Source organism: Vreelandella piezotolerans, assembly GCF_012427705.1.
GTDB classification, from domain to species: Bacteria; Pseudomonadota; Gammaproteobacteria; order Pseudomonadales; family Halomonadaceae; genus Vreelandella; species Vreelandella piezotolerans.
Map to the genome: position 1 here is coordinate 1,653,423 of NZ_CP048602.1, position 14,450 is coordinate 1,667,872.

Consider the following 14,450-nt stretch of genomic DNA (forward strand, 5'->3'; position numbering starts at 1 on the left):
CGCTGCTGTCGGAAAAACTTTACGCTACGCTTCAAGTTTTCCGCAGAGCGCGGCGTTAGATTTCCGTTGCCACAAAGGAGGTTGTTTTGACCAAAGAGATAAAAGTGTTATCAAAAGATGAAGTGGCAACTAGTGTTGATCAATTTACAGCGGGATTGACGCAGTACCTCGGTGAGCTTGGGTTGCCTAATGAGCATGTCCTAGTTCCTGTTCAAGAGCGCCAACGGGTGATCGCTAACGTGCCTGATGTGATCGAGTTGATCGATGCTAATCGGAAATCGACATCGATCTATCTGTCAAAATTTATTGCTGCCTGCGGGGCAGGATTGTTTGATGCCGCCCTTAACTTCATCTGGGACGAGACTGTTGTAAACCTTCGAAATAAAGTGGCACGTTTTGATTTAGAGTATTTTTATGACAGTGTCGTGACAGATACCAAGCGCAGAGCAAAACTGAAAGATGAAGATGATCTTCAAAAAATAGAAGAGTGGGAGTTGATACGGGGCTGCCATCTGACAGGAATACTTTCTGATATTGGTTACAAGCACTTGGACTATATAAGGGATATGCGGAATTGGGCTAGCGCAGCGCACCCAAACCAAAATGACCTCACTGGCTTTCAGTTGATATCTTGGCTGGAGACTTGTATTCGAGAGGTTATTGCAAAGGAGCCTGAAGGGCCTGTAATTGAGGTCAAGCGTTTTCTTAACAGTATTAGGGAAGGTCTGAATAACTGCCGATATTCATCAACGCTTACTTGAGCCGACAAAAAATCGAAAATTCAGACACTCTTCTCCCTTTCTTTGTGTATTTTTGCTCCTTTCCCGCTCATTGAGCGGGAAAGGAGCGCAATCGCCCTATTCCCATAGGTATTTCTCACTGATCAGCAGGTTGCTGAACGCCGCCAGCAAGTGCAGGCGCTGAGTGTTTTTGGCCAGTCCACGATAGCGAGCCTTGCCATAACCAAAAACTTGTTTGATGTACCGAAAGGGGTGCTCCACCTTGGCACGGATACTGGCTTTGATGTTTTCGACTTTCTGTCGCCTGGCATCTAGCTTCTTGCGTGTGCCAGGCCGTTTGGCAATATACCAAGAGATATCGTTGCGGTGCTTGTGCTCGTCGCGTTTTTGAATACCCAGGTAACCGGCATCACCGAAGACGCGTTGCTCTTCACCGTGAAGGAGCTTATCGGCAGGCACAATGTCATGGACATTGGCAGCCGTGGTCTCGATGCTGTGAATCAACCCAAGCTTATCGTCGACACCTATATGCATTTTCATGCCAAAGTGCCAAGAGCTACCTTTTTTAGTCTGGTGCATTTCCGGATCGCGCTCGCCTTTTTTGTTTTTGGTGGAACTAGGCGCAGAGATGATAGTGGCATCGACAATGCTCCCTTCGCGCAGCATCAGGCCATTTTTCTCTAGGTGGTTGTTCACTTCCTGGAACAGCACCTTGCCAAGGCCGTGATGTTCCAGAAAATGGCGAAACTTGAGAATCGTGGTTTCGTCCGGCAATCGGTCTAGTTTCAAACCGGCGAATTGGCGCATGGACTCGATCTCGTAGAGGGCGTCTTCCATGGCCGGATCGCTCAGGTTGTAAAACAACTGCATGCAATGGACGCGGAGCATGGCAGACAACGGATACGGAGGCCGCCCGCTCTCGCCCTTGGGGTAATAACGGGCTATCTTCTTCTCCAGCTGCGTCCAGGGGATCAGCTTGTCCATCCGCTCCAGAAAGAGTTCGCGGCGAGTCTTTCTCTTCTTGTTCTGGTACTCGGCTTCGGAGAAGGTGATTTGATCCATGGCAGCACTGAAACCTATGCAGTTGACGATAGCCGTATTATCACTGATGGCAGTGACTTTTTCAGAGCTTCCTTAGAAATACCACACTCACTGAGCAGGACTCCCAGTATATTCGGGCAGGAATCGAGTATTTACCTCCCGAGTTGGCAACTTCCGTACTCAGAACCTTATTTGGTATGTACACAACCAAAGATGCGGCAGTTCAGATTAAAAGCAACATCAAGTTGGTGGCTGGCTCAGCGTGGACTGTTGCGCCAGATGAAGTTAAATACGAGTGTGGCTTTAAATACGCAACATTTGCATCAAACGGGGAGGTAGATAGAAAAGAGGCTGCCAACGAGTTCCTTTCCGTTGTTGGAGGCCTACCGTTTCTTCCAAATGATACGCTTGCGCTAGAAATGGCTGACAAAATTGACAGCCTATTTGCCGCCCATGCTGGATTTAATAATTTTCACAACGAGCCTGCTCACGCTCGAGCTCTTGATGCCTACGTTTCTTCTGCAGGCACGGTACCTGATGCCGTTCGAAAATCTTATGTTAAGACACTTGTGATGGCTCGAATTGGAAACGGTCATGGGGTGTCAGATATGGCTGTACCGTATTACGAACGCTTGATAACGAAATTTGGTGAGGCCGAGTTGCGAGAGGTGGCACTTCTTTTAACCGATCGAGAATTTTCATCCCGTGTTGGACTACGATCCTGTCTTTCAAATTTCAGGGCATTACTAGGGCGATTGGCGCCTCGAACTACTAATCAAGTCACTCAGCAGGCCTTTGCTCAGATACAAGGGGCTACCGATGCGCAAATCCCGAATTTAGGCAAAGACAGTGCATATAAACGGCTTCTGGGAGTACGATAAATCTAACCAGGCCATGCACCGGATGCCAAAACCTGCGCTTCGCTACGGCTTTGTCACCGGTGATGGCAGCGTTACATCCCTACGAAGAGGTCTTCATGAAACATACTTTTTCACAGCGAGTGGCACCCTACGTCGAGGTTGAGCTGACGAATGCCAAGCGGGCAAGGTCAGCGGGTGATACCCAGCAGGAATTTTCCCATCTCGAACGGGCGCATGTGCTTGGGCAGGAATCAACGTATTGGCACGTTAAGGTCCATTTGATGATGCTGGCATGGGCAATTCGTAATCGTTCATTTCGAGAAACGCTAGGTCAGGCTTTTCGGATTGTTGGTGCTGCGACGAAAACTGTATTTGGGTTGGTGCCACAAGGCAATACGGGTGGTGCCAATGTGAGCCCGTTCAAGAAGATGCCAATTGCACCGGAGTTGGCTACTTTGATTCAAAAGGCCAAGTCCGGTGTATAACCATACGCGTCACACGGATGTCCTTTACGCCGCTCCGCTCTGTAAAGACCACCGGTGCGCTATGCGTTATGTTTTCTGGAGAGATCGTGCGTAAAGAAGATATTAATGACCCTTTAAAGGAGTATGCGTTTGATTTCTTTTATTGGTTCTCACGATTTGAGTTTGCGCTTAAAGAAAACCGTTTCTTAAAACGCAATGGCGCTGGAGAAAATGCAGAACCGGGGTGGGATGCGTTCGTAGAAAGGTACGCAGAGACGTTCGAACACACAGCGGAAACCAATAGGCTAATTGAACTTAACCCCAAAAGACAAAAGGTTGGGGAGCATTCAGACCTTCAATGGCGCGAAGTAGGCTTAGCAGATTGTAACTCTGAACTCTGTAGAGTTGTTCGCTTACTTAAAACGATCAGAAACAACCTCTTTCACGGAGGTAAACACGGTGCAGAGGGCTGGGATAATCCAGAACGAACACAAGACTTATTGGTTACAGGTAAATCAATCCTAGATCAATTGGCAAGGTTGGCTGACATTGAAGCAGACTATACCCAATACTATTAAAAACATAACAAGCAAAGGCAGCATCGCCCTGCGGGCTGGACGCGCTACCGCGCGCCGCTGCTTTGGGCGTTAGCTGTGATTGTCCCATCCGAGAAGTGATACTATAGTGCCACTAACAGTCTGATTCAGGGTGAGCCCATGAAAGTCGAGCTTGTTACGAACCTCAAGCGCCAAGCCACAAAAATTCTGGCCGATCTGCACCTGTCTAAAGAACCGGTACTGATCACGGAGCATGGCCAGCCATCCGCATACCTTGTCGATGTGCAGGATTACGAGTTTATGCAGCGCCGGCTTGAGCTGCTTGAGGGGCTCTCACGGGGAGAGCGTGCTGTACTTGAGGGAAGAACGTACAGCCAAAGTGAGGCTAGGGAGAAAATGAGTAAATGGCTGAAGTAATCTGGACGGAGCCTGCCCTTCAAGAACTGGATGCCATCGCTGAGTACATCGCTCTGGATAATCCTGCTGCCGCAAGTCATCTGGTTAAAGAAGTTTTCGATAAGACCGAGCGCTTGGCAGATTTTCCCCAATCCGGACGGATTCCTCCAGAGCTCCCTAATTCGGTATACAGGGAGGTAGTGGTTCCACCATGTCGCATTTTTTATCGTGAGGATGGGCAGCGGGTTCTCGTTCTCTATGTCATGCGAGAGGAGCGGCAGCTTCGGGCGTACATGCTTGGGAACAGCTAACCAGGCGCGTCACTCGGATGCCTTTGTCTCCGCTTTGCTACGTCAAAGTCACCGGTGCGCTTCGGCGTTGAACATTGCGCTATTTTTGTCTGGCCACAAGCCGGACGTGGAGACCGCCATTGGCAGCGGCCCCCCGGCGGGGCAGGTGCTGGATTCCATGTTTGACGACGATGAAGACGACCAGACACTACGCATCGCTTTTGACTTCGATGGCGTGCTGGCGGGCGACGAATCCGAGTCGGTCATGCAGGCATCAGGACTCACGGCCTTCCATGATCATGAAGTCAAGAACGTGATGCAGCCGCATCACCCTGGGCCACTGAAAGAGTTCCTGGTACGCATTTCAAGAATCCAGTCGGCGGAAGAAGCGTACAAACAGCAGCACCCGGAGTATGAAAACCGTATACGCGTATCGATTGTCACGGCCCGCAATGCGCCTTCCCATGAACGCGCCTTGAAAACGCTGAAAAGCTGGGGTGTCATGGCCAACGATGCGTTTTTCCTCGGCGGAATCGAGAAGGGCAGAGTGCTGGGTGTGTTGAAGCCGCACATCTTCTTCGATGATCAGTCTGGCCATTTGCAGTCTGCCAGTGCGGTGGTGCCTTCTGTTCATATTCCGTTTGGTGTCACCAACCAGCCCAAGGCGAAGGCAGATGAGCTTTCTGCCGGGAGCTGACCCCATTCATCTTACAAGATGGGAACCGACATGACCCTGATGACGCTCCTGTTATTCATACCTGCATGCTTTGCCCTGAACATGGCCCCCGGCCCCAACAATCTGCTCTCCATGGCGAATGCCAAGCGATACGGCAAACATGTTGCTGGGTGCATTTCGCTCAGCTCGGTGGCGCGGCCTCGCGGGTGCCTCGCTAATCGCTCGTTACCACGCGCTACAGGGGGCTGCCCTGGGTGGCGCGTCGCACCGTCGTGAGGCCATGTGCCCGGGATCGCTTTCTCGCCGTGAGTGCCATACCTTTTTATCGAGGCTCTGCTGCTTTGCGCGACTTGAACGTCACCCTCTGGGGCGTCGGTGTGCACGCGCTGTACAAGGCTCATCAGTATTACCCGAGAGCCATATTCCGACGAAACACCTGCTTTGCCTAGGCAACGTTTCCTCATGAAACGGCTAGGCGTTGTGGTTAACCTTTTCCATCCAATAGGTCCATCCAATAGGCGCTCGAACAGTCAAGGAGCGGCATCATGAACGGAATAACGCTGCGTACAGCGCATTATAATGAGTTGGGGGCGTTGGTAGACATCGACGATGATGCGGGCCAGCTGTTCGTTCGTGCTGGGCTCGACATCGATATCGAGCAGGGGCATCCTTTTGTCGTATCGGAACAGCAGCGATGGGCTTTTGCCATTGAACGCGGGCTCGCCCTGGTGGCCGCTGACACTGTCAATAGGCCTGTCGGCTTTATGATCCTCGGTGTCGTTGATGGAGTGCCTTATCTGGATCAGCTTTCCGTGCGCACGGACCACATGCAGCAAGGAATAGGTAGCATGCTGATTCATCATGCTATTACTTGGAGCGATCATAGCCCCCTCTGGCTTACCACCTATGCGCATTTACCATGGAATAAGCCCTTCTACGAGAAGCATGGTTTTGTGAGGCTTCCGGAAGAAGAGTGTGGCCCAACGCTTTACGCTATCTTGCGAGAACAGCGGGCAACGCTTCCCGACCCGATGCAGCGGATTGCCATGGTGCGCCGTTGCCCGTAGCGTCAGGCAAGTTGGTCATTTCAAACGAACGTCATCTTCCCTCAGGAGCCTATGGAACATCGATATATCGTCATTTTCGATGGTGTGTGCAACTTCTGCAGCGGTGCTGTGAAGTTCATCATCAAGCGAGATCCACAGGGCGTTTTTGCCTTCACCCCGATGCAGAGTGAGTTGGCCCAGGAGCTGACGGAGCGCTTCAACGTCCCCGATGTGGGCGCGGATACTTTGGTGCTCATTAAGCAGGGTGAATGTTTCGTTCTTTCCGATGCGGCCCTTGAGATCGCCAGAGATCTGAAAGGGCCGTGGCGGTTCTGTTATGTATTCAAGGTTGTGCCAAGGCCGATCAGGGATGCGGCTTACAAACTATTCGCGCGGCATCGCTATCGGCTCTTTGGTAAGAAAAATGCCTGTATGGTGCCGTCAGCAGAAGTGAAGTCGCGTTTTTTGGGTATCGATAGCTAATCTCCACGTCATCCACGGCTACCGCCCTCGTCTAGTCGTTAGCATGTTGGCGGCTGTGCTCCAGCTCTTCGATCATTTTACGCGCGGCATTGGAAAGGGTGCGGTTGGTGTGCACCAAATAGCCGAGCGGGCGGTGAATGGGCGCGGTGTCTACCGGTAGCGCCACCAGCTCGCTGTCGATCATTTTTTCCGGCAGCAGGCTCCAGCCAAGTCCGACGCTGCACATCATCTTGAGCGTTTCCAAATAGTTGGTGGACATGCTCACCGGCAGGGTCAAGCCTGCTTCTTCGAAGCGCCGTTCGATCAGCGTTCGGGTAAAGGTTTTAGCCCCCGGCAAAACGCAGTTCACCTCACATAGCTCGGCCAGGCTCAGTGGTTTACCGTTCACGCGACTGCGCTGGGCAAGCGGATGGTCGCTGGCGCACACGACGCACAGGCGGTCGCGCCATAGCTCCACGACGTGAAGCTGTTCGACAGGATGGGGGGCGAGGGTGACGATGGCCATTTCCAGCGTGCCGTCCAGCACGCCCTGATAGGCCAGTTCGGAGTCCACGAAGTGTAAATCGAGCGCCACTTCCGGGTGATGCTGCGTGTACTGCTTCAACAACGGCGGCAGGCGGTGCAGGCCAATGTGGTGGCTGGTGGCGAGCGTCAGTTTGCCGCCCACTTGGCCAGAGAGATTCGCCAGCGCACGGCGGCTGTCTTCCACGGTAAACAGAATGCGCTGGGCCTTGGGCAGCAGCACGTTGCCCGCTTCGGTGAGCGCGATGCGCCGTCCAATGCGGTCGAAAAGCCGAGTGCCGAGCAGGTCTTCCAGCGTGGCGATGCGCTTGCTGACCGCAGGCTGAGTGAGGTGGAGCTGTTCGGCGGCGCGGGAGAAGCTCTGGGTCTCCGCCACGGCGAGAAAGGCTTGCAGGCTTTGGGTATCCACGGCGGCTCCCTGATTGCTATTCCTATTTGGAATCTAAAGTATGAATAACATGAATTGATTTTATGCGCGAGTCGCGTAACACTCTTGGCATGCCATAGAAGCAGCACGCAGAGGCTGCCAACACGAACTAGCAGGGCACCGCCCAGGAGAGCCACATGTCAGGCCAAACGCTTTACGACAAACTCTGGAACCAGCATTTGGTGAAGCAGCGCGACGACGGTACGGCGCTGATCTACATCGACCGCCAACTGCTCCACGAAGTGACTTCGCCGCAAGCGTTTGAAGGCCTGCGTTTGGCCAACCGTAAGCCCTGGCGCTTGGATGCCAACCTGGCCACGCCGGACCATAACGTGCCCACCACGGTGAAAGAGCGCGCCGAAGGTAACAGCGGTATCAAAGATCCGGTCTCGCTCATTCAGGTGCAAACCCTGGACGATAACTGCGTCGAGTACGGCATCGAAGAGTTCAAGATCAACGACCCGCGCCAGGGCATTGTGCACGTGGTTGGCCCTGAGCAGGGTGCCACACTGCCGGGTATGACCGTGGTATGCGGTGACTCCCACACCGCTACCCACGGCGCCTTTGGCGCGCTGGCCCACGGTATCGGCACCTCGGAAGTCGAGCACGTCTTGGCGACTCAGTGCCTGCTGGCGCAAAAAATGAAGAACATGCAGGTGCGCGTCGAAGGCGAGCTTGGCCTGGGCGTGACCGCAAAAGACGTGGTGCTGGCGATCATCGGCAAGATTGGCACCGCAGGCGGCACAGGCTACGCCATCGAGTTCGCTGGCAGCGCCATCGAGTCTCTCTCCATGGAAGGCCGCATGACCGTGTGCAACATGGCCATCGAAGCGGGTGCCCGGGTGGGGCTGATTGCGGTCGACGACACCACCATCGATTACCTCGCCGAGCGCCCCTTTGCGCCCACCGCCGAGCAGTGGGAAGCCGCCGTGGCCGACTGGCGTCTGCTGGTCTCCGATACCGATGCCCACTTCGATAAAGTGGTCACCCTGAAGGCCGAAGAGATCGAGCCCCAGGTGAGCTGGGGCACCAGCCCCGAAATGGTCACCGGTATTTCCGGTCAGGTGCCCGACCCCCAGGCCGCCGATGACGAAACCGTCCAGCGCAGCCACTCCCGCGCGCTGGAGTACATGGGCCTGCAGGCCAACCAGAAAATTACCGATATCAAGCTGGACAAGGTGTTCATCGGCTCCTGCACCAACTCGCGTATCGAAGACCTGCGTGAAGCCGCCAAGGTGGCCAAGGGCAACAAGGTGGCCGATACCATCAAGCTGGCCATGGTGGTGCCGGGTTCTGGCCTGGTGAAGCGCCAGGCGGAAGCCGAAGGCCTCGACAAGATCTTCATCGAAGCGGGCTTCGAGTGGCGCGAGCCGGGTTGCTCCATGTGCTTGGCCATGAACGCCGATAAGCTGGGCGCGGGCGAGCACTGTGCGTCCACCTCCAACCGTAACTTCGAGGGACGCCAGGGCTACGGCGGTCGTACTCACTTGGTGAGCCCGGCCATGGCAGCGGCTGCCGCCATTGCCGGTCACTTCGTCGACGTACGCACCTTGCCCGCCAACGACGCCACCCACGCGCAGGAGGCCTAAGCCATGAAAAAGTTCGAACGTTTTGAAGGCGTGGTCGCGCCGTTGGATCGCGCTAATGTCGATACCGACCTGATCATTCCCAAGCAGTTTTTGAAGTCCATCAAGCGCACAGGCTTTGGCGTCAACCTGTTTGACGAGCTGCGCTACCTGGATGAAGGCCAGCCGGGGCAGGATTGCTCGAAGCGCCCGCTGAATCCTGATTTCGTATTGAACCAGCCGCGTTACCAGGGCGCTGAGGTACTGCTGGCGCGTCGTAACTTCGGTTGCGGTAGTTCCCGCGAACACGCCCCTTGGGCGCTGGAAGATTTCGGCTTCAAGGTGGTGATTGCCCCCAGCTTTGCCGACATTTTCTACAATAACGCCTTCAAGAACGGCATTTTGCTGGTCACTCTGGCGGAAGAAGAAGTGGATCGCCTGTTTGCTGAAGTAGAAGCCAACGAGGGTTACCAGTTAGATATCGACCTTGAGCACCAGCGGGTGATCACGCCCAGCGGCGAAATTCTGGAGTTTGAGGTGGACGCGTTCCGCAAGCACTGTTTGCTCAACGGCTTGGACGATATCGGCATCACCTTGCAAGACGAAGACGCCATTCGCAGCTTTGAAGCGCAGCACCGTCAGCAGCGCCCGTGGCTGTTCCGCCAGCCTGCTTAGCGTCCACCCACTGAGTAGTGGGCTATAAGTATCTAAATTATAAGTGCTAAGGATAGAGCATGACTCATAAAGTGTTGCTGCTGCCCGGTGACGGCATCGGCCCGGAAATCGCGGCTCAGGCGGCGCGGTTGTTGAAAGCCTGCCAAGAGTCGGGCTTGGATATCGAGGTAGAAGAGGGCTTGGTGGGCGGTTCCGCTTACGATGTCCACGGTGAGCCGCTGCCCGCTGAAACACTGGAAAAAGCCAAAGCCGCCAGCGCCATTCTGCTGGGTGCGGTGGGTGGCCCCAAGTGGGATAAACTCGAAGACCTTTCCAAACGCCCTGAAAAAGGCTTGCTGGGGCTGCGTAAGAATCTCGGTCTGTTCGGCAACCTTCGCCCGGCCATGCTCTACCCGCAGCTAGCCAGCGCTTCCAGCCTGAAGCCGGAGCTGGTGGCGGGCTTGGATATCATGATCGTGCGGGAACTGACCGGCGGCATATACTTCGGGCAGCCGCGCGGTATCGAAGAGCGCAACGGTGAGCGCGTGGGCTTCAACACCTACGTCTACTCCGAAAGCGAAATCGAGCGCATTGGCCGCGTCGCGTTCGAGATGGCCCAGAAGCGCGGCAAGAAGCTCTGCTCGGTGGACAAGGCCAACGTGCTGGAAGTGACGATTCTGTGGCGTGAGGTCATGGAGCGGCTGGCGCCGGAGTATCCGGACGTCGAGCTGTCCCACATGTACGTGGACAACGCTGCCATGCAGCTGGTGCGCGCGCCGAAGCAGTTCGATGTGGTGGTGACCGGCAACATGTTTGGCGACATTCTCTCCGATGCCGCCGCCATGCTGACCGGCTCCATCGGCATGCTGCCTTCTGCATCGCTCAACGAGAGCGGGCAGGGCATGTACGAGCCTTGCCACGGCAGTGCGCCGGATATCGCGGGCCAGAACGTCGCCAATCCGCTGGCGATGATGCTCTCGGTGGCGATGATGCTGCGTTACTCGCTCAATGAAACGGCAATGGCCGAGCGGATCGAAGCCGCCGTGGGTAGTGTGTTGGACGACGGCTTGCGCACCGCCGATATCGCCTCCGAGGGCATGAAGCGCGTTTCCACAGCCGAGATGGGTGACGCCGTACTCGCGGCGTTCGAGCGTTATCAAGCATAAAGCGAGCTTGCTAACTAACTGATTCGTCTCGTTGCTTTGTAAATAGACCGCGTCGGCCGCCCTTAGGGGTGGCCGACGTCGTGTCTGATATGTGTGTATAATATAGGTCTCATTCTTTGTTGGAGGACTTCACATGTTGAAAGTCGGTTTCGTGGGATGGCGTGGCATGGTTGGCTCGGTGCTGATGCAGCGCATGCAGGAAGAGGGTGATTTCAACGGCATCGAACCGATCTTTTTCACCACTTCTCAAGTCGGCCAGCCGGGTCCCGATATCGGCGTGGACGTGCCTCCGCTGAAAGATGCGTTTGCGCTGGACGACTTGAAAGCTCTAGACGTCATCGTGACCTGTCAAGGCGGTGACTACACCAAGAAAGTCTACGGCGACCTGCGTAACGACGGCTGGAAAGGCTACTGGATCGATGCCGCCAGCACCCTGCGGATGGACGATGACGCCACTATCGTTCTCGACCCGGTGAACCGCAACGTCATCAACGACCAGCTCGCCAAAGGTGCGAAAACCTTCGTTGGTGGTAACTGCACCGTGAGCCTGATGCTCATGGGGTTGGGCGGTCTGTTCGAAGCCGATATGGTCGAGTGGATGACCTCCATGACCTATCAGGCGGCGTCAGGCTCCGGTGCCAAGCACATGCGCGAGCTGCTCAACCAGATGGGCCAACTGCGTGACAGCGTTTCCAGCGAGCTGGCCGACCCGGCGAGCGCGATTCTGGACATCGACCGCAAAGTGACCGCTGCCATGCGCGGTGGCGACTTCCCCACCGATAACTTCGCTGCGCCGCTGGCGGGCAGCCTGCTGCCGTGGATCGATACCAAGTTGGATAGCGGCCAAAGCCGCGAAGAGTGGAAGGGTAGCGTCGAGACCAACAAGATCCTGGGTCTCGACAACAACCCGATCCCCATCGATGGTCTTTGCGTGCGTATCGGTGCCATGCGCTCGCACAGCCAGGCGTTCACCATCAAGCTGAAGCAGGACGTGCCGCTGGATGAGATCGAAGAGCGCATCGCCAAGCATAACGAGTGGGTCAAGCTCATCCCCAACGAGAAAGACGCCACCATTGCGGGCCTGACGCCTGCGGCGGCGACGGGTACGCTGCAAGTGCCGGTTGGTCGTTTACGCAAGCTGAAAATGGGCGGTGAATACCTCTCTGCCTTCAGTGTGGGTGACCAGCTGCTGTGGGGCGCTGCTGAACCGCTCAAGCGCATGCTGAAAATTTTGCGCGAGCAGTAAGTGTCCGCGCAACGGCGCTGCACTTGCATCGCTACAAAGCGCTAGACCACAAGAGGGAAGCTGTTCGCAGCTTCCCTTTTTTTTGTCGTATGCCGCGTTCTCACTCCTGGGCTCATAAAAACGGCTCATGCAAAAAGGTGCGTTGAACCTAGCGTCATGGTAAATACGTTATGATAAGAACGAACTAACATAGCTCGTGGCGGACAGGCATGACGCTTGCCAGGAGCCAGGGAATGGAAGGCAGTAGGGGCCGAGATGAACAAAAAGCTGGCATGGTTGTTGTGGCTGCCGCTGAGCGTCGTGAGTCCGTTGGCTTTGGCCGTAGGGCTGGGGCAAGCCACCGTAAACTCAACGCTGCAGGCGCCGTTAGATGCCAGCGTGCCGCTCGTGAACGCCAGCGATGTGGTATTGGACGACGTACGCGTCGAGATAGCCGATGCCTCCGCTTTCCGCGCGCTAGGTTTGGAGTGGTCGCCGCTCGCGGCCAGCGTGCGCACCGAGCTTCAGCGCCTGCCCTCAGGCGCTCAGCTGGTACTGCGTTCCGATCAAGCGGTGAATGAGCCGTGGTTGGATCTGCTGGTCACCCTCATTACGCCCGAAGGGCGGCGCACGGAAGCCCTGACGCTTCTCTTCGATCCGCCTAACTATACTGCCAGCACCGCGTCCGCAGCGGGAGCATCGTCGGCGGTCTCATCGGCACCTTCGTCTGCGCCGCCATCCGTAGCCGCTTCTCGACCCAGCAGCGCCGCCCGTGACATCGCCTATGTGGCCAGCGGTGACACGCTTTGGGGCGTGGCGGCCCGTATCAAGCCTGCAGACGTTAGCGTCCAACAGATGATGGTGGCGCTGGTGGATGCGAATCCGACGGCATTCCCCACCGGCAACGTCGACGACATGCGTGCAGGCCAGACACTCAACGTGCCGAGTCGAGAGCAATTGATGGCTCGCTCGCCTGCCCAGGCCGCGCAAGCGATTCAATCGATGCGTCAGTCGTCTTCCGAGCCCTCTACCGTGCCGCCCTCAAACAATGCCCCGGCCTCCCAGCCGTCGGCTGAGACGGCAAGTGAGGTGGCGGCCTCCTCCGCTCCCAACACTGGCTCGCCCGACAGCGCACCTGTGGCGACCGTGCAAGAGGGCGAGCTGGCGGGCTTGACCCTTAACGATCTAGCCGAACAACTGCTAGAAAGCCAGGCCATGTTGCAAACTCTGCTCGATGAGCGTGAAGCCATGCGTGCTGAGATGGCCGCGCTGCGCCAGGAGGTTGCCTCGTTGACGGAGGCGCTGAGTGCCTCTCAACAAGAGACTCGTCGAGCGCTGGCGGCGGCCGAAGCACGTGGAGCGGAGCCTAGCTCGCCCGATATTCAAGCGGTCTCGTCTCCCGTTGCTGCGGATACGCCCGCGGGCGCTTCTGCCAGCCCCAGCATCATCGAGCGGATGGAGCAATATCAGTGGCCACTCGCCAGCGTGGCCTTGGCCCTGCTGCTGGGCGCGCTGATTTGGTCACGTAAGCGCCGTGAGCGGCAGTGGGAGGATGCGCCCGCTCCCATGGGTATCAACGCCGATGTCACGCCCTCCAAGCGTACCGAGCCAGGGATGGCTTCTTCGGCCAACGCGGCCCCGATGGCGTCGTCAGTGCCGCCCGAGGCTTCCCTCTATACGCCGCCGCGCACCGACTCCGCCGTGCCGTCGAGCCACGCTGGATCAGCAGCGTCGGAGGAAACGGGCGGGCCTGACGAGCGCGTCGCAACCGATGACGATGGCCCCGGCCATCACACTGGCGAACGGGCGCCTGACCATTTGGAGCATGGGGATTTTGAGCCTCAGCCTCGTGAGCCGAGCGATCATGAGCCGTTATACCGCGAACCGTCCTACCCTGAGACAAGTGATGACGAGACTATCACTGTCGATGAGCGCGACGAATTACGATATGCGGCTGATCAGTATGATGACGCCCCTCTCACGGCAGTGTCCGAGGAGGATGAGGCCGCGCTGGAAGCCGCTTTCCTAGACACCCCAGAGCCTGTCGATCAGATGTCGTCTGGTGCGCCCATGCAAGCGTCCATGCAAGAGAGCGGTGAGCCACCGTTACAGGACGAGGATCGTGCGCACTACATCGATTACCATCCGCCATCACTGACCCGTGAGGCATCAGGCGGCGAGGAAGGGGCAGACGACCAAGCAGGCGCGAGGTCGTCGCAAGAGAGCCGCGTGGCGCAGCCACCCCGTGTGCCGGAAGAGGAGTGGGACATCGAAGAGGTGGCATTCGAGCCGCGACGTCGGGATAATGGCTAACCTTCAATACTCTCCAAATGACGTG

Annotated in this window: 16 protein-coding genes and 1 pseudogene; 15 read left to right on the plus strand and 2 right to left on the minus strand. The window is 56.4% G+C overall.

The window, feature by feature from the left end; translation table 11 throughout:
- Positions 1–86: 86 nt before the first annotated feature.
- Complete coding sequence (locus tag GYM47_RS07545; RefSeq protein ID WP_196781585.1) at positions 87–761, plus strand: hypothetical protein; 675 nt, start codon at positions 87–89, stop codon at positions 759–761.
- A gap of 96 nt (positions 762–857) precedes the next feature.
- Here GYM47_RS07545 and GYM47_RS07550 read toward each other — a convergent pair whose 3' ends face one another.
- Positions 858–1,802 carry an IS5 family transposase gene (locus GYM47_RS07550; protein ID WP_153844212.1) on the minus strand — a complete coding sequence of 315 codons (945 nt, stop codon included), beginning with the start codon at positions 1,800–1,802 and terminating at the stop codon, positions 858–860.
- A gap of 176 nt (positions 1,803–1,978) precedes the next feature.
- Here GYM47_RS07550 and GYM47_RS07555 point away from each other — a divergent pair, with 176 nt between their 5' ends.
- From GYM47_RS07555 to GYM47_RS07595, 9 genes and pseudogenes are all read left to right on the plus strand, one after another.
- On the plus strand, positions 1,979–2,662 hold the full coding sequence (locus GYM47_RS07555) for a hypothetical protein (RefSeq protein ID WP_153843916.1): 684 nt from the start codon (positions 1,979–1,981) through the stop codon (positions 2,660–2,662).
- Between the two features lie 95 nt (positions 2,663–2,757).
- Positions 2,758–3,126, plus strand: coding sequence for a DUF3703 domain-containing protein (locus GYM47_RS07560; RefSeq protein ID WP_153843915.1), 369 nt, complete (start codon positions 2,758–2,760; stop codon positions 3,124–3,126).
- An 86-nt stretch (positions 3,127–3,212) separates the two neighbouring features.
- Positions 3,213–3,683 (plus strand): hypothetical protein, encoded by a 471-nt coding sequence (locus GYM47_RS07565; RefSeq protein ID WP_153843914.1) that lies wholly within the window; start codon positions 3,213–3,215, stop codon positions 3,681–3,683.
- Between the two features lie 138 nt (positions 3,684–3,821).
- Positions 3,822–4,079 (plus strand): type II toxin-antitoxin system Phd/YefM family antitoxin, encoded by a 258-nt coding sequence (locus GYM47_RS07570; protein WP_022990189.1) that lies wholly within the window; start codon positions 3,822–3,824, stop codon positions 4,077–4,079.
- Positions 4,067–4,369, plus strand: coding sequence for a type II toxin-antitoxin system RelE/ParE family toxin (locus GYM47_RS07575; RefSeq protein ID WP_153843913.1), 303 nt, complete (start codon positions 4,067–4,069; stop codon positions 4,367–4,369). Before GYM47_RS07570 ends, GYM47_RS07575 begins: the two co-directional genes overlap by 13 nt.
- Positions 4,356–5,045 (plus strand): 5'-nucleotidase, encoded by a 690-nt coding sequence (locus GYM47_RS07580; RefSeq protein WP_231125662.1) that lies wholly within the window; start codon positions 4,356–4,358, stop codon positions 5,043–5,045. Before GYM47_RS07575 ends, GYM47_RS07580 begins: the two co-directional genes overlap by 14 nt.
- A 30-nt stretch (positions 5,046–5,075) precedes the next feature.
- Positions 5,076–5,192: pseudogene (locus GYM47_RS18345) on the plus strand (LysE family translocator); the annotation flags it as partial.
- Positions 5,193–5,569: 377 nt separating this feature from the next.
- Complete coding sequence (locus GYM47_RS07590; RefSeq protein WP_153843912.1) at positions 5,570–6,091, plus strand: GNAT family N-acetyltransferase; 522 nt, start codon at positions 5,570–5,572, stop codon at positions 6,089–6,091.
- 51 nt (positions 6,092–6,142) lie between these two features.
- Positions 6,143–6,553 carry a thiol-disulfide oxidoreductase DCC family protein gene (locus tag GYM47_RS07595; protein ID WP_153843911.1) on the plus strand — a complete coding sequence of 137 codons (411 nt, stop codon included), beginning with the start codon at positions 6,143–6,145 and terminating at the stop codon, positions 6,551–6,553.
- A 31-nt stretch (positions 6,554–6,584) separates the two neighbouring features.
- On the opposite strand, the gene GYM47_RS07600 is transcribed toward GYM47_RS07595, so the two are convergent.
- Complete coding sequence (locus GYM47_RS07600; RefSeq protein WP_153843910.1) at positions 6,585–7,484, minus strand: LysR family transcriptional regulator; 900 nt, start codon at positions 7,482–7,484, stop codon at positions 6,585–6,587.
- Positions 7,485–7,639: 155 nt separating this feature from the next.
- Here GYM47_RS07600 and leuC point away from each other — a divergent pair, with 155 nt between their 5' ends.
- From leuC to GYM47_RS07625, 5 genes are all read left to right on the plus strand, one after another.
- Complete coding sequence (gene leuC, locus GYM47_RS07605; RefSeq protein ID WP_153843909.1) at positions 7,640–9,091, plus strand: 3-isopropylmalate dehydratase large subunit; 1,452 nt, start codon at positions 7,640–7,642, stop codon at positions 9,089–9,091.
- A gap of 3 nt (positions 9,092–9,094) precedes the next feature.
- Positions 9,095–9,742, plus strand: coding sequence for a 3-isopropylmalate dehydratase small subunit (leuD, locus tag GYM47_RS07610; protein ID WP_153843908.1), 648 nt, complete (start codon positions 9,095–9,097; stop codon positions 9,740–9,742).
- A gap of 59 nt (positions 9,743–9,801) precedes the next feature.
- Entirely contained in the window at positions 9,802–10,887 is a 1,086-nt protein-coding gene (leuB, locus tag GYM47_RS07615; RefSeq protein ID WP_153843907.1) for a 3-isopropylmalate dehydrogenase, read from the plus strand.
- Between the two features lie 133 nt (positions 10,888–11,020).
- On the plus strand, positions 11,021–12,133 hold the full coding sequence (gene asd, locus GYM47_RS07620; RefSeq protein WP_139528088.1) for an aspartate-semialdehyde dehydrogenase: 1,113 nt from the start codon (positions 11,021–11,023) through the stop codon (positions 12,131–12,133).
- 255 nt (positions 12,134–12,388) lie between these two features.
- Positions 12,389–14,425: a type IV pilus assembly protein FimV gene (locus tag GYM47_RS07625; RefSeq protein ID WP_153843906.1), complete on the plus strand. Its 2,037-nt coding sequence runs from the start codon at positions 12,389–12,391 to the stop codon at positions 14,423–14,425.
- Positions 14,426–14,450 lie beyond the last annotated feature (25 nt).